The 18,344-nt window shown below is 70.6% G+C and carries 17 protein-coding genes; 10 read left to right on the top strand and 7 right to left on the bottom strand.

Annotated features, from left to right (window positions below; translation table 11 throughout):
* Window positions 1-129: 129 nt before the first annotated feature.
* The 4 genes from nusA (at window position 130) to rbfA (ending at window position 4,853) form a co-directional block, all read left to right on the top strand.
* On the top strand, window positions 130-1,119 hold the full coding sequence (nusA, locus tag GB932_RS09630) for a transcription termination factor NusA (protein WP_156760478.1): 990 nt from the start codon (window positions 130-132) through the stop codon (window positions 1,117-1,119).
* 40 nt (window positions 1,120-1,159) lie between these two features.
* The gene (locus GB932_RS09625) at window positions 1,160-1,432 is read left to right on the top strand and encodes a YlxR family protein (RefSeq protein ID WP_156760477.1); all 273 of its coding nucleotides are present in this window, start codon (window positions 1,160-1,162) and stop codon (window positions 1,430-1,432) included.
* Between the two features lie 59 nt (window positions 1,433-1,491).
* Window positions 1,492-4,338, top strand: a complete 2,847-nt coding sequence (gene infB / locus GB932_RS09620) for a translation initiation factor IF-2 (RefSeq protein WP_156760476.1) — start codon at window positions 1,492-1,494, stop codon at window positions 4,336-4,338.
* A gap of 80 nt (window positions 4,339-4,418) precedes the next feature.
* A complete protein-coding gene (gene rbfA, locus GB932_RS09615; protein ID WP_156760475.1) occupies window positions 4,419-4,853 on the top strand; it encodes a 30S ribosome-binding factor RbfA in 435 nt (144 codons plus the stop codon).
* A gap of 4 nt (window positions 4,854-4,857) precedes the next feature.
* On the opposite strand, the gene GB932_RS09610 is transcribed toward rbfA, so the two are convergent.
* Window positions 4,858-5,730: an iron-sulfur binding domain-containing protein gene (locus GB932_RS09610; RefSeq protein ID WP_156760474.1), complete on the bottom strand. Its 873-nt coding sequence runs from the start codon at window positions 5,728-5,730 to the stop codon at window positions 4,858-4,860.
* Window positions 5,731-5,864: 134 nt separating this feature from the next.
* Here GB932_RS09610 and GB932_RS09605 point away from each other — a divergent pair, with 134 nt between their 5' ends.
* The 5 genes from GB932_RS09605 (at window position 5,865) to GB932_RS09585 (ending at window position 9,309) form a co-directional block, all read left to right on the top strand.
* A complete protein-coding gene (locus GB932_RS09605) occupies window positions 5,865-6,530 on the top strand; it encodes a hypothetical protein (RefSeq protein ID WP_156760473.1) in 666 nt (221 codons plus the stop codon).
* A 70-nt stretch (window positions 6,531-6,600) separates the two neighbouring features.
* On the top strand, window positions 6,601-7,500 hold the full coding sequence (truB, locus tag GB932_RS09600; protein WP_156760472.1) for a tRNA pseudouridine(55) synthase TruB: 900 nt from the start codon (window positions 6,601-6,603) through the stop codon (window positions 7,498-7,500).
* Complete coding sequence (locus GB932_RS09595; protein WP_156760471.1) at window positions 7,497-7,868, top strand: hypothetical protein; 372 nt, start codon at window positions 7,497-7,499, stop codon at window positions 7,866-7,868. Before truB ends, GB932_RS09595 begins: the two co-directional genes overlap by 4 nt.
* A gap of 41 nt (window positions 7,869-7,909) precedes the next feature.
* Window positions 7,910-8,338: a hypothetical protein gene (locus tag GB932_RS09590; RefSeq protein WP_156760470.1), complete on the top strand. Its 429-nt coding sequence runs from the start codon at window positions 7,910-7,912 to the stop codon at window positions 8,336-8,338.
* Window positions 8,335-9,309 (top strand): bifunctional riboflavin kinase/FAD synthetase, encoded by a 975-nt coding sequence (locus GB932_RS09585; protein WP_156760469.1) that lies wholly within the window; start codon window positions 8,335-8,337, stop codon window positions 9,307-9,309. The genes GB932_RS09590 and GB932_RS09585 overlap by 4 nt, the downstream gene beginning before the upstream one ends.
* Before the next feature lie 10 nt (window positions 9,310-9,319).
* Here GB932_RS09585 and deoC read toward each other — a convergent pair whose 3' ends face one another.
* Window positions 9,320-10,039, bottom strand: coding sequence for a deoxyribose-phosphate aldolase (deoC, locus tag GB932_RS09580; RefSeq protein ID WP_156760468.1), 720 nt, complete (start codon window positions 10,037-10,039; stop codon window positions 9,320-9,322).
* A 193-nt stretch (window positions 10,040-10,232) separates the two neighbouring features.
* Between deoC and GB932_RS09575 the strand changes: the two genes are divergently transcribed.
* Window positions 10,233-12,383, top strand: coding sequence for a DEAD/DEAH box helicase (locus GB932_RS09575; protein WP_156760467.1), 2,151 nt, complete (start codon window positions 10,233-10,235; stop codon window positions 12,381-12,383).
* 88 nt (window positions 12,384-12,471) lie between these two features.
* Here the strand turns inward: GB932_RS09575 and GB932_RS09570 are convergent, their stop codons facing one another.
* The 5 genes from GB932_RS09570 to GB932_RS09550 all read right to left on the bottom strand — a co-directional run bounded on the left by GB932_RS09570 (window position 12,472) and on the right by GB932_RS09550 (window position 18,292).
* Complete coding sequence (locus GB932_RS09570) at window positions 12,472-13,386, bottom strand: carbohydrate kinase family protein (protein WP_156760466.1); 915 nt, start codon at window positions 13,384-13,386, stop codon at window positions 12,472-12,474.
* On the bottom strand, window positions 13,383-15,380 hold the full coding sequence (locus GB932_RS09565; protein ID WP_156760465.1) for a glycoside hydrolase family 32 protein: 1,998 nt from the start codon (window positions 15,378-15,380) through the stop codon (window positions 13,383-13,385). Before GB932_RS09565 ends, GB932_RS09570 begins: the two co-directional genes overlap by 4 nt.
* A gap of 46 nt (window positions 15,381-15,426) precedes the next feature.
* Window positions 15,427-16,404, bottom strand: a complete 978-nt coding sequence (locus tag GB932_RS09560) for a glycoside hydrolase family protein (RefSeq protein ID WP_156760464.1) — start codon at window positions 16,402-16,404, stop codon at window positions 15,427-15,429.
* A 27-nt stretch (window positions 16,405-16,431) separates the two neighbouring features.
* Window positions 16,432-17,265: a carbohydrate ABC transporter permease gene (locus GB932_RS09555; protein WP_438616713.1), complete on the bottom strand. Its 834-nt coding sequence runs from the start codon at window positions 17,263-17,265 to the stop codon at window positions 16,432-16,434.
* 109 nt (window positions 17,266-17,374) lie between these two features.
* Window positions 17,375-18,292: a carbohydrate ABC transporter permease gene (locus GB932_RS09550; protein ID WP_231916105.1), complete on the bottom strand. Its 918-nt coding sequence runs from the start codon at window positions 18,290-18,292 to the stop codon at window positions 17,375-17,377.
* Between the last annotated feature and the right edge of the window lie 52 nt (window positions 18,293-18,344).

Raw genomic sequence — 18,344 nt, 5'->3', positions numbered from 1 at the left:
CCCGACTCCCCACCAGGGGTCGGGCCCTCGGCGTGTTCGCACAGCTCAGCCGCGGGACGGATCCGGTATCGTCGAGACGCCACCGGTGCGAGAGACGGCCGCGTGGGAGAGCTGAATAGGGAGGCTGCTGTGGAGATCGATCTTGCTCTGTTGCGTTCGATCGAGCGTGAGAAGGAGATTCCGTTCGATGAGCTCGCCGCGATCATCGAACAGGCCGTGCTCACCGCCTTCGCGAAGCATGTGACGCAGAGCGGCGAGGTGCCCGACGGCGCGCGTGCCGAGCTCGACCGCAAGACCGGCCACGTCGCCGTGCTGACCCCCGTCACCGACGAAGACGGAGCGGTCGTCGGCGAGGAGGAGCAGAACCCCGAGGACTTCGGGCGCATCGCCGCCTACGCCGCGAAGCAGGTCATCAGCCAGCGGCTCCGTGACATCGCCGACGACGCCGTGCTGGGTGAGTTCCGTGGCAAGGAGGGTGACATCGTCGCCGGGGTCGTGCAGCAGGGCCCCAACCCCCGCATGATCCACATCGACCTCGGCACGGTCGAGGCGATCCTCCCGCCCGAGGAGCAGGTCCCCGGCGAGGAGTACCCGCACGGCACCCGCCTTCGTGTGTTCGTCACGAGCGTCTCGCGCGGCCCGAAGGGCCCGTCGATCACCGTCTCGCGCACGCACCCCGGGCTCGTGCGAAAGCTGTTCGCGCTCGAGGTGCCCGAGATCGCCTCGGGTCTCGTCGAGATCACCTCGCTCGCCCGCGAGGCGGGCCACCGCACGAAGATGGCCGTCGTAGCACGCGACGCGTCGATCAACGCCAAGGGCTCATGCATCGGCGAACTCGGCCGGCGCGTCCGCGCCGTGCAGGACGAGCTGGGCGGCGAGAAGATCGACATCGTCGACTACGACCCCGATCTCGCCTCGTTCGTCGCCCACGCGCTCAGCCCTGCCAAGGTGTCTTCGGCGTTCGTCCTCGACGAGAAGACGAAGGCCGTGCGCGCGCTCGTTCCCGACTACCAGCTCTCGCTCGCGATCGGCAAGGAGGGCCAGAACGCCCGACTCGCCGCGAAGCTCACGGGCGCGAAGATCGATATCCAGCCCGACAGCATCCTCGACGAGGACTGACGCCGCGCCCAGGGCGGCCGTGCGATACGAGGCGTGTAGGATGGAACCCGTACGAACGTGCGTCGGATGCCGCGCTCGTGCCTCCCGATCCGCTCTTCTGCGGGTGATCGCCACCGATTCCCGGCTCATCATCGACGAGCCCGGTTCGATGCCGGGGAGGGGCGCGTGGGTGCACCCGGATCGTACGTGCGTCGAACTGGCCCTCCAGAGGCGCGCATTCGTACGAGCACTCCGCGTGTCGGGGCCACTTGACACGCAGACACTCGAGGAACGGCTGAACAGCTATGGAAATCAAGTGAACGGCTCGAAATGAGACCCGTCCGCCTTTAGAGGTCTGCCCTGTCTGGGCAGCCTCGCCCAGACAGGAGAATTGTGGCAAAACCACGCGTACATGAGATCGCGGCCGAGCTCGGCGTCGACAGCAAGACGGCGCTCGCGAAGCTGAAGGAGCTCGGCGAGTTCGTCAAGAGCCCCTCGTCGACCGTCGAGCCGCCCGTCGCGCGCAAGCTGCGCGCTGCGTTCGAGGCCGATGGCTCCGCGAAGCCCGCCGACGCCGCGAAGCCCGCGGCGAAGGGCGGCGCCCCGAAGCCGGGCGCCGGCCGTGCCCCGTCCGGCGCGAAGCCAGGCGCCCCCACGCCCGGGCCGAAGCCCGCCCAGAAGAAGCCCGAGCCCGCGAAGAAGCCGTCGTCGGCTCCTTCGCCCGGCAGCGCGGCTCCTTCACCGGGCAGCTCGGCTCCGTCGCCCGGCGCGGCCGCGCCGGCGCCCGCGCGCACGTCCGAGGCGCCCGCTCCGGGTGCTCCGAGGCCCGGTGGCGCAGCCTCGGGTGCTCCGAAGCCCGGTGCGGCCTCCGGCGCGCCGAAGCCCGGCGGGAGCGCCGCACCGGGCGCCCCCAAGCCCGGCCAGGCTCGCCCCGGCAACAACCCCTTCAGCTCGTCGCAGGGCATGGGCAAGCGTCCGGACGGCCCCCGTCCCGGCAACAACCCGTACTCGTCCGCGCAGGGCATGGGGCAGCGTCCCAGCCCCGGCAACATCCCGCGGCCCCCGAAGCCGCAGGCACCGCGTCCCGGCGCCCCGAAGCCCGGCGGTCGTCCGGGCGGCGGCGGTCGTGGTCGTCCTGGTGGCGGTGGCGGTCGTCCGGGCGGCGGCGCGCCGTTCCAGCAGCGTCCCGGCGGCGGCGGTCCCGGCGCAGGCGGCGGTGCGGGTGCCGGCGGCTTCCGCCCCGGTGGCGGCTTCGCGGGTCGTCCCGGCCCGGGTGGCCGTCGCGGCGGCACGGCCGGCGCCTTCGGCAAGGGCGGCGGCAAGTCGCGTCAGCGCAAGTCGCGTCGGGCGAAGCGCCAGGAATTCGAGATGCGGCAGGCTCCCGTCGTCGGCGGCGTCAAGGTTCCCCGCGGCGACGGCAACACGGTCATCCGCATGCGCCGCGGCGCGTCGATCGCCGACTTCGCTGAGAAGATCGAGCAGATGCACGGTGTGCCGGTTCCCCCCGGCAACCTCGTCACGGTCCTGTTCCACCTCGGTGAGATGGCGACGGCGACCGAGTCGCTCGACGAGTCCACGTTCGAGGTGCTGGGCGCCGAGATCGGCTACAAGGTCGAGGTCGTCTCGCCCGAGGACGAGGACAAGGAGCTCCTGGAGAGCTTCGGCCTCAACCTCGAGCAGGAAGAGCTCGAAGAGGACGACGAGAACCTCGAGATCCGTCCTCCCGTGGTGACCGTGATGGGTCACGTCGACCACGGTAAGACCAGGCTGCTCGACGCGATCCGGAACACGACGGTGATCGAGGGCGAGGCCGGCGGCATCACGCAGCACATCGGCGCCTACCAGATCTGGACCGAGCACGACGGCCACGACCGCGCGATCACGTTCATCGACACCCCGGGTCACGAGGCCTTCACAGCCATGCGAGCCCGCGGTGCCGATGTCACGGACATCGCGATCCTCGTCGTCGCGGCCGACGACGGCATCATGCCGCAGACGGTCGAGGCGCTGAACCACGCCCAGGCGGCAGACGTTCCGGTCGTGGTCGCGGTCAACAAGGTGGACAAGCCCGACGCCAACCCGGCCAAGGTGCGTTCGCAGCTCACCGAGTACGGCCTCGTCGCCGAGGAGTTCGGCGGCGACGTGATGTTCGTCGACGTGTCGGCGATCAAGGGCGACGGCATCCAGGACCTCCTGGACGCGGTCCTCCTCACGGCCGACGCGGGCCTCGACCTCCGCGCGAACCCCCACAAGGAGGCGCGCGGCATCGCGATCGAGGCGAAGCTCGACAAGGGCCGCGGTTCCGTCGCGACCGTCCTCGTGCAGGGCGGAACGCTGCGGGTCGGCGATCCGATCGTCGCGGGCACGGCCTTCGGCCGCGTGCGCGCCATGATCGACGAGCACGGCGACCGGGTGCAGGAGGCGGCTCCGTCGCGTCCCGTCCAGGTGCAGGGCCTCAACTCGGTCCCGCGCGCGGGCGACCTGTTCCTCGTCCCCGAGGACGACCGCACCGCTCGTCAGATCGCCGAGAAGCGCGAGGCGGTCGAGCGCAACGCCGCCCTGGCGAAGGCGCGCAAGCGCATGTCGCTCGAGGACTTCACGAAGGCGCTCGAAGAGGGCAAGGTCGAGTCGCTCAACCTCATCATCAAGGGCGACGTCTCGGGTGCCGTCGAGGCGCTCGAGGAGGCGCTGCTCAAGATCGAGGTCGACGACAGCGTGCAGCTGCGGATCATCCACCGCGGTGTCGGCGCGATCACGGAGAGCGACATCAACCTCGCCACGATCGACAACGCGATCGTGCTCGGCTTCAATGTGCGTCCTGACACCAAGGCGCGCGAGGCCGCTCAGCGCGAGGGCGTCGACACCCGCTTCTACAACGTCATCTACAACGCGATCGACGATGTCGAGGCCTCGCTCAAGGGCATGCTCAAGCCCGAGTTCGAGGAGGTGCAGTCGGGTGTCGCCGAGATCCGCGAGGTCTTCCGCTCGTCGAAGTTCGGCAACATCGCGGGTGTCATCGTCCGCAGCGGCACGATCACGCGCAACGCCAAGGCGCGCGTCATCCGCGACGGCGTCGTGCTCGCCGATGGCCTGGCCATCGAGTCGCTGCGTCGTTTCAAGGACGACGTGACCGAGGTCAAGACCGACTTCGAGGCCGGTATCGGCCTCGGGAAGTTCAACGACATCCAGATCGGCGACGAGATCGAGACGACCGAGATGGTCGAGAAGCCGCGCGACTGACGCGGAGCTCGCACTGATCGATCCTGCCGGGTGGCCCTTTCGCGGGTCACCCGGCAGGATCGTCTGGAGAAAGGAACATCATGTCCGGTTTCGAACGGCAGGCGCGCGTCGCCGACCGCATTCGCGTGATCCTGTCGGAGCGCCTGCAGAAGGGGCTGCGCGACCCGCGCCTCGGCTTCGTGACGATCACCGATGTGCGCGTCACGGGCGATCTGCAGAACGCCAGCGTCTTCTACACGGTCTACGGGACAGACGAGGAGCGCGAGGGCACGGCCGCCGCGCTGCGGTCGGCGACAGGCCTGCTGCGCAGCGAGGTCGGTCGGCATCTGAACACGCGCCTCACCCCGACGCTCGAGTTCATCGCCGACGCGCTCCCGGAGGAGGCGTCGCACCTGTCCGACCTGCTGCGCCAGGCGCGCGAGCGCGATGAGCAGGTGCACGGCCTCGCGGCGACCGCGCAGTACGCGGGCGACGAGGACCCGTACAAGCACCCCGACGAGGACGACGAGGCCTGAGGCGTCAGCGCGGCAGCGACACGAGCTCGCCGTCCGACGCGATGAGACCGTCGTCGAAGAGCGACGCGATCGCCCGGTCGCGCTGGGCGCGATCGGGCCAGTCGATCAGCAGGGCCGCCGCTGGCAGCGGCTCGGGATCCGCGGCGCGCAGCGCGCCGAGGACGATGCCGCGGGCCTGCCGGTCGCTGCCCTCGTAGCGCGCCTGCTTCCGGCGCGTGTCCGGCGTAGCGGGGGATCCGGCCGCCACCCATGCGCACTCGGCGCGCACAGGGCATTCGCCGCACCGCGGCGCGCGGGCCGTGCAGATGGTCTGGCCGAGCTCCATGGCTGCGGCGTTCACGATCGCCGCCTCGCCGGCCGACTCGGGCAGCAGCGCCGCCATCTTCTCGAGGTCGCGGCGGTGTGCCGCGCCCGGGTGGGCCGAGCCGTCGATCGCTCGCGCGAGCACGCGCCGCGTGTTCGTGTCGACGACGGGGTGGCGATCGCCGTACGCGAAGACGGCGACGGCGCGGGCCGTGTAGTCGCCGATCCCGGTGAGAGCGAGCAGGGCGTCGACGTCTCGGGGGACGACTCCCGCGTGCCGGTCGCGGATCTCGACGGCCGCGCGGTGCAGCCAGAGGGCACGGCGCGGATAGCCGAGGTTCGCCCACTGCGTGACGGCATCCGCCGGCGCGGCGGCCGCGAGATCGGCCGGCGTCGGCCACCGCTCGAGCCAGGCCTCGAGGCGCGGGATCACGCGGCTCACGGGGGTCTGCTGCAGCATGAACTCGCTCACGAGCGTGCCCCAGGCGCCGAACCCGGGGCGACGCCAGGGCAGGTCGCGAGCCGCGTGCCGATACCAGGGTGCGAGCGCGCCGGCGAGGCGAGGGGAGGGCATCCGATCAGTGTATGTCGAGGCGATCGTGATCGAACGGTTGCATTCCCTCCCGGTTTCGTGACCGTCCTGTGTCATTCGCCGCGTAGTCTCGCAGGAGCCGCACACAGTACGTTCGACGATCCCCCGGAGACACCATGACGCACCCCCGCGCGCGCCGTGCCAGCGCCGCCGCCGCGGCGCTGATCCTGGGTGCGGGCGCGTTCGCGGCCTGCTCGACCGAGGTCCCGACCGTCCCCGAGGCGCCTTCGCCCGAGGCATCGACGTCGCTCGGCACGTCGGCGCTCCCGACGCCGACCCCCACGCCGGAGGCGGCGCCGACGAACGACCCGGCGGATCCCGACTCGTGGGTCGTCACGGAGCACGGCATCGGCCCGGTCGAGGTCGCGGCCGACTATGACGACGCGCTCAAGGAGATCCGCGCGTCGGGCATCGGGCCGCTCGACTGCGACGGCGTGGCGTACGGATACGCCGATGACAACGCGTACGACATCATGATCATCAAGGACCGCGACGACTCCGACGACGTCGTGGAGATCAGCGTCGGCTGGAATGGCGACACGATGGGCGTCGGCCCCCGCACGGAGGAGGACCTCGGCCTCGGATCGACGAAGTCGCAGGTGCTCGGCACGTACGACTCCGCCGACGAGTCGAGCTCCGCGATCGCAGACCGCACCTTCGTCACGATCGCCGACGACGACGGGGCGGGCGCGCTCGTCTTCACCTACCTCGACGGCTACGACGGCGCCGTGTCCGTCTCGGTCATCTCGGGCGAGGAACCCGCCTACGAGCCCTGCGCCTGATCGCCCGCGCGGGTGGGCCTGAGGGCGGGCTCGGAGGATGCGGGCATCGACCCGGAATAGGCTGGAGCGCATGGCCGAATCCGGGATCCTGCTCGTCGACAAACCCTCGGGAATCACGTCTCACGATGTCGTCGCCCGTGCGCGACGCGCGCGCGGCACCCGGAAGGTCGGGCATGCCGGCACACTCGACCCGATGGCGACGGGGCTGCTGATCGTCGGCGTCGAGGCAGCGACGCGGCTGCTCACCTTCATCGTCGGGCTCGACAAGACCTATCTGGCCACGATCCGGCTGGGCCAGACGACCACGACCGACGACGCGGACGGCGACATCGACAGAACGGCCTCGGCGGACGCCATCGCGGGCGTCACGGACGAGGGGATCCGCGACGGCATCGCCGCCCTCACAGGCGAGATCTCGCAGGTGCCGAGCTCCGTCTCGGCGATCAAGGTCGACGGCAGGCGGGCGTACGACCGGGTCCGCGCGGGGGAGGAGGTCGAGCTGAAGGCGCGCGATGTCACCATCTCGCGCTTCGAGATCTCCGCAGTGCGCCGCAGCGCCGGCGTCATCGATCTCGACGTCGAGGTCGACTGCTCCTCGGGCACGTACATCCGAGCCCTCGCGCGCGACCTCGGCGCTGCCCTCGGGGTGGGCGGGCATCTGACGATGCTCCGCCGCACGCGGATCGGGTCGTTCGACGTCGAGGGCGCCCCGGGGGCCGACGACCTCGAAGGCGCGGCCCTCGTGAGCCCCGCCGACGCCGCGCGGCGTGTGCTCGGCGGGCTCGACGTGTCCGCGGACAGCGCGCGTGATCTGCGCCACGGCAAGCGCGTCGAGGCGCCGGAGCCGTTTGACGGCCTGCGCGCGGCGATCGATCCTGGCGGCGTGCTCATCGGCGTCGTCGAGCGCCGCGGATCCGCGATGAAGAGCGTCATGAACATGCCCGAGCCGCAGGACGGGCCGGCGCGATGATCCTCTGGTTCACGATCGCGCAGGTCGCGGTCGCGGCTCTCGCCGGTGTGCTCTGCGTCGTGCTCGGCCTCGCCGGACGCCGCCCCGGCGATGTCTCGGTCGGCGCCCTCGCCCTCGTCCAGCTGCTGCTCGTCGCGCAGATCGTCGTCGCGATCGTCGCGCCGTTCGTGGGGAACGCCCCGACGGGGGATCTCCTCGAGTTCTGGACCTACCTCGTGTCGGCCGCGATCCTCCCGATCGGCGGCATCGTCTGGGCATTCGTGGACCGTGGCCGGTGGAGCGTCGTCGTCATGGGGGTGCTCGCCCTCGCGGTCGCCGTCATGGTCTACCGCATGCACGTGATCTGGACGCTTCCGTCGGCGGCGTGAACGGCCGAGTGTCAGGCGCGGATCACTAAGCTGGATCCGCTATGTCTCCCACCCGCACATCCCGCCGCATCACCGGCATCGGAACGGTGCTCACGTTCGTGTACGCCGTCATGGCCCTCGCCGCGACGGGCCGCTCGTTCGTCCAGATCGCGGGGCGGTTCGACCAGGCACCGGTACCGTACCTGCTGAGCGCCGCGGCCGCCGTCGTGTACATCCTCGCGACGGTCGCGCTGCTGCTGTCGAAGGGCGCCGCCTGGTATCGCGTCGCCTGGGTCGCCGTGCTGTTCGAGCTCGTCGGCGTGCTCGTGATCGGCACCCTCAGCTGGGTGGTCCCCGACGTGTTCCACGCCGACGCGACTGTGTGGTCGCTCTACGGGCAGGGATACGTCTGGGTGCCGCTCGCGCTGCCCTTCATCGGGCTCTGGTATCTCGCATCGCGCCGACCTGGTCGTGCGGAGGCCGCCGCATGATCGTGATGCGCGATGCGTCGGAGATCCCCGCCGACCTCGGGCGCACGGTCGTCGCGATCGGCAAGTTCGACGGGGTCCACGCCGGGCACAGGGCGATCATCGACAAGCTCCTCGTCGATGCCGCCTCGTTCGATGCGAAGACCGTCGCCGTGACGTTCGACCGCAACCCGCTCGCCACGATCGCCCCGGAGCACTGCCCGGAGTCGCTCGTCGGCGTCGAGCAGAAGATCGACCTGCTGGCCGCGACGGGACTCGACGCGGCTCTCGTGCTGCGCTTCGACGCCGAACTCGCAGCGGTTCCGGCGGAGGAGTTCGTGACGAGGTACCTCGTCCGCGCGCTGCGCGCGACGCACCTGCTCGTCGGGAGGGACTTCCGGTTCGGGCACGGCGGAGCGGGCGACGTCGAACTCCTGCTGCGGATGGGCGCCGAGCACGGATTCGCGGTCGACGTGATCGACGACATCGCGAGCGGCGCCATCGGGGGCGACGAGGGGCGGCGGGTGTCATCGACCTGGATCCGCGAGCTCCTCGCGTCCGGCGACGTCGAGCGGGCGGCGAAGCTCCTCGGGCGCACGCACGCCGTCCGGGGCGCCGTGGTGCGCGGGCTGCGCCGGGGGCGCGAGCTCGGGTTCCCGACCGCGAACCTCGCCCCCGATCTCACGGGATTCGTCCCGGCGGACGGCGTCTACGCAGGCTGGGTCGTCGTGCGGCGCCCCGAGGGCGAGCTCGGCATGGGGGCGCGGTACCCCGCGGCGATCTCCGTCGGCACGAATCCGACGTTCGACGACGTCGAGAACCGGGTCGTCGAGGCGCACGTGCTGGATCGCGACGACCTCGACCTGTACGACCGCACGGTCGACGTCGAGTTCGCGCACCGGATCCGCGGCATGGTCGCCTTCGACGGCCTCGATCCGCTCATCGCGCAGATGCGCGCGGACGTGGAATCCGCGCGCATCCTGCTCAGCCGGTGACGCGACCGCGTCAGTAGCTGGAGGCGTCCTCGGCGGTCGTCGCCTCGCCGCCCGCGATCCGTGCGCGCAGCTCGCCGAGGATCGTCGCGCTCGCGCTCGTGCCGAGGCGCGTCGCCCCGGCCGCGAGCATGGCCGCGGCCGAATCGAGGCCGCGCACGCCGCCCGACGCCTTCACCTGCACCGCGTCCGACACCGTCGCACGCATGAGCGAGACGTGCTCCACGGTAGCGCCGCCGCCGGCGAAGCCCGTCGAGGTCTTGACGAACGTCGCGCCGCCCTGCTCCGTCAGGCGCGAGCCGCGGGCGATCTGCTCGTCGTCCAGGAAGCTCGTCTCGAGGATCACCTTCGACACGGATCCCTCCGCCGCGTCGACGACCGCGCGGATGTCGTCGACGACGCGCTCGTCCTCTCCGCTGAGCAGGCCGCCGATGTGGATCACCATGTCGAACTCGCTCGCGCCGTCGGCCTTCGCCTGGCGGAGCTCGGCGACCTTCGCGGCGGTCGATGTCGTGCCGTGCGGGAAGCCGATCACGGTGCCGACCGCGACGCCGGTGCCGTCGAGACGCGCGACGGCGTAGGCGACGTCCGACGGCCGCACGCAGACGCTGAAGACGCCCCATTCCGCTGCGATGTCGAGCTCGCGGTCGACGTCCGCGCGGATGAGGTTCGGTTTGAGGATCGCGTGGTCGATCGCCTGCGCGACGTGCTTCTCTGTGAGCTCGATTGCCATGCGGCCAGGCTACCCGCCGCAATCGTGGAGATCCCGCGGGAATGGCGTAGACTGGCCTCCGTCACCCGCGGAGCATTGTGGTCGGGCTCTCCGGCCGCGTCGACCCCACCCGGTTCGGCGCCGCGATCCGCGACGAAAGACCTCACGGCCCGTCGGCTGAACAGGCCCACGGCGATGAAGGCTCAGGAGGAGCATGCCGACTACGGCACCCGCGCGGCAGCGCAAGAAGTCCTCGTCCGCACGTCGCGACGACGAGGCGCCCATCATCCCGATCCTCGCGCGCAAGGTGCGCGAGGTCGAGGCGAAGGCCCAGAAGAACAAGCTCGGGCCGACCAATCGCATCAAGTTCCAGGTGATCGCGTTCCTGGTGCGCGAGGAGCGCGCCAGGGTGAAGGCCGACGAGGCCCTCGGCGCGACGCCGCGGGCGGAGCTGCTCAAGCGCCTCGACGGCGTCGCGACGATCCTCGCGAAGACCGCGGCCCGCGACACGTCGCTCATCCAGCTGCTCGAGGTCGACCAGGCGACGAGCCCCGTCGCGCGGCGCATGCGGCGCGACTGGCTGCTCGACGCCGGCGTCGAGCTCGCGCCCGAGGAGCTCGTCATCGACGACGCGAAGCCCGCTGTCGCCGAGCCGATCGTTCCGGCCGTCGCGGCCGAGCGCGCCGTGCGGCCCCCGCAGGTCGACGCACGCATCGAGTCGAACCCGTTCCTCGCACCCGACCCGACGCGCTGCGTCCCCGTGGCCCACCCGCGCCGCCGGCTCGACAGCTGGGAGCTCATGGGGCCGCTGTACAAGGCGTTCGCGCAGGGCGCCGGCGGGGGAGCCGCCACGATGCCGCTGCCCGAGGTGCCCGAGTTCGACCGGCTGTCGCCGCGCGGTCTCGAGATCATGCGACACCAGTCGCGCTTCATCGAGGCGGTCCGCGACGGGCACCGCCGCTTCCTCCTCGCCGACGAACCGGGCCTCGGAAAGACCGCGCAGTCGGTCCTCGCGGCCTCCGTCGCCGACGCGTATCCGCTGCTCGTGGTCGTGCCGAACGTCGTCAAGATGAACTGGGCGCGCGAGGTCGAGCGCTGGACGCCGCAGCGCCGCGCGAGCGTCATCATGGGCGACGGCAAGGACGTCGACGCGTTCGCCGATGTGTTCATCGTGAACTACGAGATCCTCGATCGCCACCTGGGCTGGCTCGCCGAGGTCGGCCTGCGCGGCATGGTTGTCGACGAGGCGCACTTCATCAAGAACCTCTCGTCGCAGCGCTCGCAGAACGTGCTCGCCCTCGCCCAGCGCGTGCGCGAGACGACGCCGAACGGGGACCCGCTGCTCCTCGCCCTCACGGGAACGCCGCTCATCAACGATGTCGAGGACTTCGATGCGATCTGGCGCTTCCTCGGCTGGGCCGACGGCACGAAGCCGGGCCCGGAGCTCATGGAGCGCCTCGACGCCACGGGCTACACGCCCGCCGACAAGGCGTTCTATCCGGCAGCGCGACAGTCGGTCATCGACATGGGCATCGTGCGCCGCCGGAAGAAGGACGTCGCGCGCGACCTTCCCGACAAGCTCATCGCCGACATGCCCGTGCAGCTCGACGACGAGTTCGGCCGTTCCATCGCGCAGGCTGAGCGCGAGCTCGCGAAGCGCCTCGTCACGCGGTATCGCCGCATCATCGAGGCGCGCGGCGACCGCGGCCTCGGGGCGCACGAGATCGACGAGGACATCGTGCACCTCGTCGCATCGGGCGAGCTCGAGGAGTCCCGCGCGGTGGGCGCCGAGGGCGACAACGTGTTCTCGATGGTGCGCCGCATCGGTCAGGGCAAGGCGCAGCTGGCGGCGGACTACGCGGCCCAGCTGCAGCGGTCAGTCGGCAAGGTCGTGTTCTTCGCGAAGCACATCGACGTGATGGATCAGGCCGAGCGGCAGTTCCGCGAGGCCGGCATCACGGCCGTGTCGATCCGCGGCGAGCAGAGCGCGGCGGCGCGCCAGAAGGCGATCGACGCGTTCAACGAGGACCCGCACGTCGGCATCGCGGTCTGCTCTCTGACGGCGGCCGGCGTCGGCGTCAACCTCCAGGAGGCGTCGAACGTCGTGCTGGCCGAGCTGAGCTGGACGGCGGCGGAGCAGACGCAGGCGATCGACCGTGTGCACCGCATCGGCCAGGACGAGCCGGTCACGGCGTGGCGCATCATCGCGGCGCAGACGATCGATCAGCGGATCGCCGACCTCATCGACCGCAAGGAGGGGCTCGCCGCGCGCGCCCTCGACGGCGATCAGACGACTGACGAGGAGATCGAGTCGGTGCAGCTCGGGGCGCTCAAGTCGCTCCTGCGCGACGCGCTCGGAGGCTGAGCCTCGCAGGCGCCCCGTTCTCGGGGAGTGCCCGCTCCGCTCGTCAGGCCGGGTCGGCGCGCGTCATATCAACGGGGCAGGGGTGCGCTCAACCCAGCTCGGCGCTCGTGGGCGGGTTCGCGCCGCGGCGCGTGACCGTGATCGCGGCGGCGCGCTGGGCCGCGTCGCCCGCCGCGGCGAGGCCGTCGCGGTCGTAGTCAGCCAGGGATCCGCCGCGCGCGATGACGTGCGCGGAGAGCGCCGCCATGTAGGAGTCGCCCGCGCCGATCGTATCGACGACGGAGACCCGCGGCGCCTGGAGACTCACGCGCTCGCGCGCGGTCGCGAGCAGGGATCCGTCGCCGCCGCGTGTGATCGCGACGAGCGCCGGCCCGTCGCCCAGGAGGCGGTTCGCGACGTCGTCGAGGGGGAGGCCCGGGAAGATCCACTCGGCGTCCTCGTCGCTCAGCTTCACGACGTGCGCCGAGGAGGCGAGCTCGTGCACGCGACGGACGGCGGCCTCGCGGTCGCCGATGAGGTCGGCGCGGATGTTCGGGTCGAACGTCACGAGCGGATCCGTGGAGCCCGCGAGCGCGCGCTCCAGCAGCGCGCGCGTCTCGTCGAAGAACGCCGTGAAGGATCCGATGTGGACGTGCGTCCACGGCGTCTCCCATATCGCGGGCAGCGGGCGCGGCTCCCAGCTGATCCGGAAGTCGTACGACGCGGATCCGTCGGCCGCGAGCGTCGCGGCCGCGACGGACGACGCGCCGTGCGCCTCGCCGACGTCGTCGACGCCGTCGTCCGCGAGGCGCGCGGCGAGGATCCGCCCGTCGTCGTCATCGCCGATGTGGGCGAGCAGGCCGGCGCGCACGCCGAGCCGCGCGAGGCCGATCGCGACGTTGAACGGGCTGCCGCCCGGTGTGCGGGCGGTGCTCCCGTCGGCGCCGCGCACCTCGTCGATGAGCGCCTCGCCGATGACGAGGGAGCGGGGTGGGGAGGATCCGGGGGAGTGGGCGTCCGTCATGCTGCTCCGTCCATGTGCACGATGTGGTCGACGATGAGGTGGCCCCAGTCGCCGGTGGCGTCGTCGAGGATCTGGATCTGCGCGCTGCGGCCCGCAAACTCGCTGACATCCCATTCAACCGCACGCAGCACGGGATCGTCCCGTCCCGTCGCCGTGCGCACGGGCTCCCCGTCGATCAGAAGCTGCACCGACGTCGCCGGCTCCTGTCCGAGGGGATTCTCGCCGCCTGCGAGGAGGAAGCGGATCCGGGTTCGGTCGATCGTGAACGCGGGCGAGGTGATCGATCCCGTCGCGGAGTCGCCGCCGCCGGCGAAGGTGTCGGCGACGCGGTCGCCGACCTGACCGGAGAGATCCGAAACCGTCGTGCCGGCGTCCGCGAAGGAACCCGTCGCCGTCCATCCATCGCCCCAGTCGGCGGACTCGAAGTCGTTCAGCACCCGAGCCGGGCGCAGCGCGATGGGCGCGAATTCGGTCACGACGACGTCGCGGAAGACAGCGCCCCCGCCGACCGTGTACAGGGCGAGGCCGAGGTCCTCCGGCGGCGCGAACACCTGGTTCGAGTGCACCCGGCTGCCGTCGTCGACGAACAGCTCGACCGATGTGCGATCGACGAGCACCGTGAGGCGCACCTCGTCTCCCGGTGCGTACGGCGCCCGGCTCTCGAGCGTCTCGTCCCCGCCGGGGTGCCCCGTGGCGCCGCGATTGACGTACGTGTACTCGCGCGTCGCGCCGACGTCCGCGTGCCGGGCGCCGTCATCGGAGCGGCGGACCTGGAGCCCGATGTTCTCGGCGGTCTCCCACGCCACAGTCGTCTCGACCCGGTAAGCGGCACCGCGGTAGTCGAGCACCTCGTGGCCGTCGACCGCCACGTCGCCGAGGGCGACCGTGCGCGCCGCGTGGTCGTCCAGAGCGGCAGCCGGTCGGGAGAGGAGCCGGTGACCGTCGCCGTCGCCGACGAGTCGGAGTTCGCGGGTGATCGAGTCGGTTCCGTTGAAGCCGTCGGCGGGCCACGTGACGGTGTCGTGCGGGTAGGCCCAGCTGTTCATCCAGCCGACGGCGAGGCGCCGGTCGAGGGGAGCTTCGGCATCCGGCCAGGTCACGGCGCCGTACCAGTCGTATCCGTCGTCGAGCCACCGGGGATCGGCGTCGTCGAAGTGGAACCGCTCGCCGTCGAAGTCGCCCGTCCAGTACGCGAAGGTCGCGGGGTCATCGGTGAGATAGCCGTTCGCGCTGACGCCGAACACCCAGCGGACCGAGCCGTCGTCTGCGCGCATGCGGAAGAGATCGGGGCATTCGATCATGCCGATGCCGTCGTCGACGTACTCCCACCGGCGGGTCCAGTCGAGGAGATCGGGGGAGGTGTAGAAGCTGACGCGGTCGGCCTCCGCGACGAGCGCGACCCAGCGGCCGCGATCCTCATCCCAGACGATCTTCGGATCCCGGAAGTGCTCGCGTCCTTCGTTCGGCATCACCGGCTGATCGCCGTGCGGGCGGAAGTTGTACCCGCCATCGGTCGAGTACCAGAGGAACTGCGCCTGCGGACCGGACGCGTCCTCCTTCTCGGCCTCGGTCGGGTGGTCCATCTGCGTGACGAGCATGACGACGGCGTCGTCGCCGAACCCCGCCGTGTTCTCCGTGTCGACGACGGCCGACCCGGACCAGAGGTCGTAGTTGGCATTGGTGCCCTTCGGAGCGGCGACGCCCTGATCGGCCCATCGCACACCGTCGGTGCTCGTCGCGTGCCGCCATTCCGTGCCGTAGTTGGCGCTCGGATCGGCGTCGTAGTCGCCGTTGTAGAGGTAGTAGTAGTGGTAGGTGCCGTCGATCAGGATGGGCCGCTGGGGATCGTTCTTCCAGTGGTCGGGGACGGTGAGGTGGTACTCGGCGCGGTATTCGTCTGCGTTCTCGGCCGCAGCCGGGGCGCTCGTCATCGAGAGGGCGAGCACCCCCGCCGCGACGAGCGCACAGGTGCCGCTGCGCGTGGTCGTTCTCATGTCACGTGACTCCGTTGTCGTCGTGGGGGTGGGATCCAGGTGTCGGTCAGGTCGTGGCGTGCTCCGATGTCGGCGCCGTCTCGGCGACGACGAGACGATCGCCTCGCCATTCGACCGGCAGCGGGTCGATCACGCCGCCGACGAAGTCGCCGTTCTCGTCGAGGTGGCGGAAGGCGAACAGCAGCCAGCGCCCGTCCTCGCGACGCTGCAGCAGGCGCCCGACGTAGAGCGACTCGTCGGTCAGCGGGTAGGCGCCCGAGATGTCGAACGGGCCCGTGAGCGACTCGGCGGGCGCGGCCCACGTCCCGCCGCGCGCGTCGCGACGGGACGGGGTCGCGTGCTCAGCCCCGCACGAGAAGATCAGCACGGGCCGGCCGTCGACGACCTCGACCTGCAGCACCTCGAGCTGGCCGAAGCCGTCGGCGACGGGCGCCGTCAGGGGCTCGCGCAGGGTCCACGCCTCGAGGTCGGGCGAGGTCGCGTGGCCCACGACGCCGCGCCCGAAGACCTCGCCCTCCGGAGCGCGCGCGGTGATGAGCATGTGCCACCCGTCGCCGTCGGGGTCGCGGAACACCCACGGATCGCGGAACGCCTCGTCGTGCCAGACGCCCGCGTCGAGCTTCTCGTAGTGCGGGGCGGCGGCCTCCAGCAGGGGGCCGTCGGTCTTCGTCCACCGCATCAGGTCCGGCGAGGTCGCGGATCCGATGCTCTGGACGTTGGTCCCCGACGGATCCAGCGACGCTCCGGTGTAGAACATGACCCACGTTCCGTCGTCGCGGCGCACGACGGATCCCGTCCAGGTCGCGAGGTCGTCGAAGGCCGGGGCATCGCTGCGGACGAGCGCGTCCTCGACCTGGATCCAGGTGGTCAGGTCGGTCGAGACGGCGTGGCCGATCGACGCGCGGTGGTGTCGCGCGTCCGGGTCATGCAGCGCGCGCGAGGCGTAGAGGAAGAAGAGGTGGTACCGCTCGCCGTCGTCGGCGAACCAGTAGTCCCATACCCAGGATCCGGGGAGGTCGAACATGTGTGCCTTTCGAGGAGGTCGGGGCGTTCAGCCCTTGACGCCGGTCGCCGCGATGCTGCTGACGAAGGCGCGCTGGAACGCGAGGAAGACGATGAGGACGGGGATCGTGATCATCGACGTGTACGCCATGACCTCGCCCCATTCGGGATTGAGCTGGAAGAAGTACTGCATGCCGACCATGACCGGCCGCAGCTCCTCCTTCTGCACCGTCATGAGGGGCCAGAGGTACTGGTTCCAGGCGGGCAGGAAGGTGAGGATCGCGACGGTCGCGAACGCGGGGCCCGAGAGCGGCACGATGAGCTTGCGGTAGATCGTGAACCAGCTCGCGCCGTCGATGCGCGCCGCCTCGTCGAGCGACTTCGGGATCGTCGAGAAGTACTGAGTGAACAGGAAGATCGCGAAGGCGTTCGCGACGAACGGCACGATCTGCACGTGGTACGAGTTCAGCCACCCGAAGTCGTACTTGAGGATCCCGCCCTCCATGACGAGCGTCGGGAGCATCGAGACCCAGTACACGAGCGGGACGGCGATCGTCTCGAACGGCACGATGAGCGTCGCGATGACGATGCCGAGCACGAGGCCGCGGCCGCGCCACTCGAGTCGAGACAGGGCGAAGCCCGCCATCGAGTTCACGATCAGCCCGCCCACGACGATGAACACCGTCACGAGCACGGAGTTGAACAGGAACTGGCCGACCGGAACCCGGTCGAAGACGGCGCCGTAGTTGTCCATGCTGATGTCGCCGACGGGCGCGAGCGCGCGCAGCGAGCTCGAGTCGGACAGCACCTGGCCGGACGGCTTCAGGCTCGAGACGAACATGAACACGAGCGGTGCGGCGAAGAACACGCCCATCGCGCTCATGGCCACGTACGACCACACGCGGCGCCGGCGGCGCAGCGTCGCGTCGGACGGGCGCCCGTGCGCGCTGCCGGGCGCGCCCGTGACGAGGACGGATGTCGAATCGGGCATGTCAGTCCTTCTCCCGGGTCAGCCGCCGCTGGATGAGTGCGATGGCGAGCACGATGACGAAGAAGATCAGCGAGATCGCGGATCCGTATCCGACCTCCTGCTCGCTGTACCCCTTGCGCACGGCGTGATAGACGAGCGTCGACGTCGAGCCGACGGGCCCGCCCTGTGTCATGACGTCGATCTGGATGAACAGGCGGAGCGCGTCGATCGTGATCGTGATGAGGATGAACACCATCGTCGGGCGCAGGCCCGGCCAGGTCACGTTCGTGAACTGCCGCCACGTGCCCGCGCCGTCGACGCGCGCCGCCTCGTACAGCTCCTCGGGGATCGTCTGCAGCCCCGACAGCCAGATGACCATGTGGAAGCCGACGGCCTGCCAGATCGACAGGACGATGATCGCGCCCATCGCGGTCTCGGGCTCGTTCAGCCAGTCCATGCCCTGCCAGGCGCCGAATGTGATGGTGTCGATGAACGAGTTGATGAGGCCGTCATCGCGGTACAGCAGCTTCCAGAGGATCGACACGACGACGATCGAGGTGACGACCGGAACGAAGAAGATCACGCGGAAGAACGTGACGCCGCGCAGCTTCTGGTTGATGAGGACCGCCATCACGAGCGCGAGGGCCGACTGCAGCGGCACGACGATGATCGCGAACGCGAACGTGTTGATCAGCGAGCGCACGAAGACGGGATCCGCGACGAGCGCGCGGATGAAGTTGTCGAGCCCGACGAAGCGCGGCGCGTTGGGCGAGATGAGTCGCGCGTTCGTGAATGAGAGCCCGAAGCCGAGCAGGACGGGGACGATGAGGAACAGGAACAGGAGGAGGACGGCGGGCGCCGCCATCGCGATTCCCGTCCGCGCCTGGCCCCGCAGCGGGCGCTTCTTCGTGCGCGGAGGGCGTGTGAGAGATGAGGTCATGAGGGATCTCCGACGGCGGGCGGGGGCGATGTCGCCCCCGCCCGCGAGAGGG

Origin of the sequence: Microbacterium karelineae (genome assembly GCF_009745985.1) — a bacterium.
Classification (GTDB): Bacteria; Actinomycetota; Actinomycetes; order Actinomycetales; family Microbacteriaceae; genus Microbacterium; species Microbacterium karelineae.
This window is presented reverse-complemented; position numbering and strand designations above follow the sequence as displayed.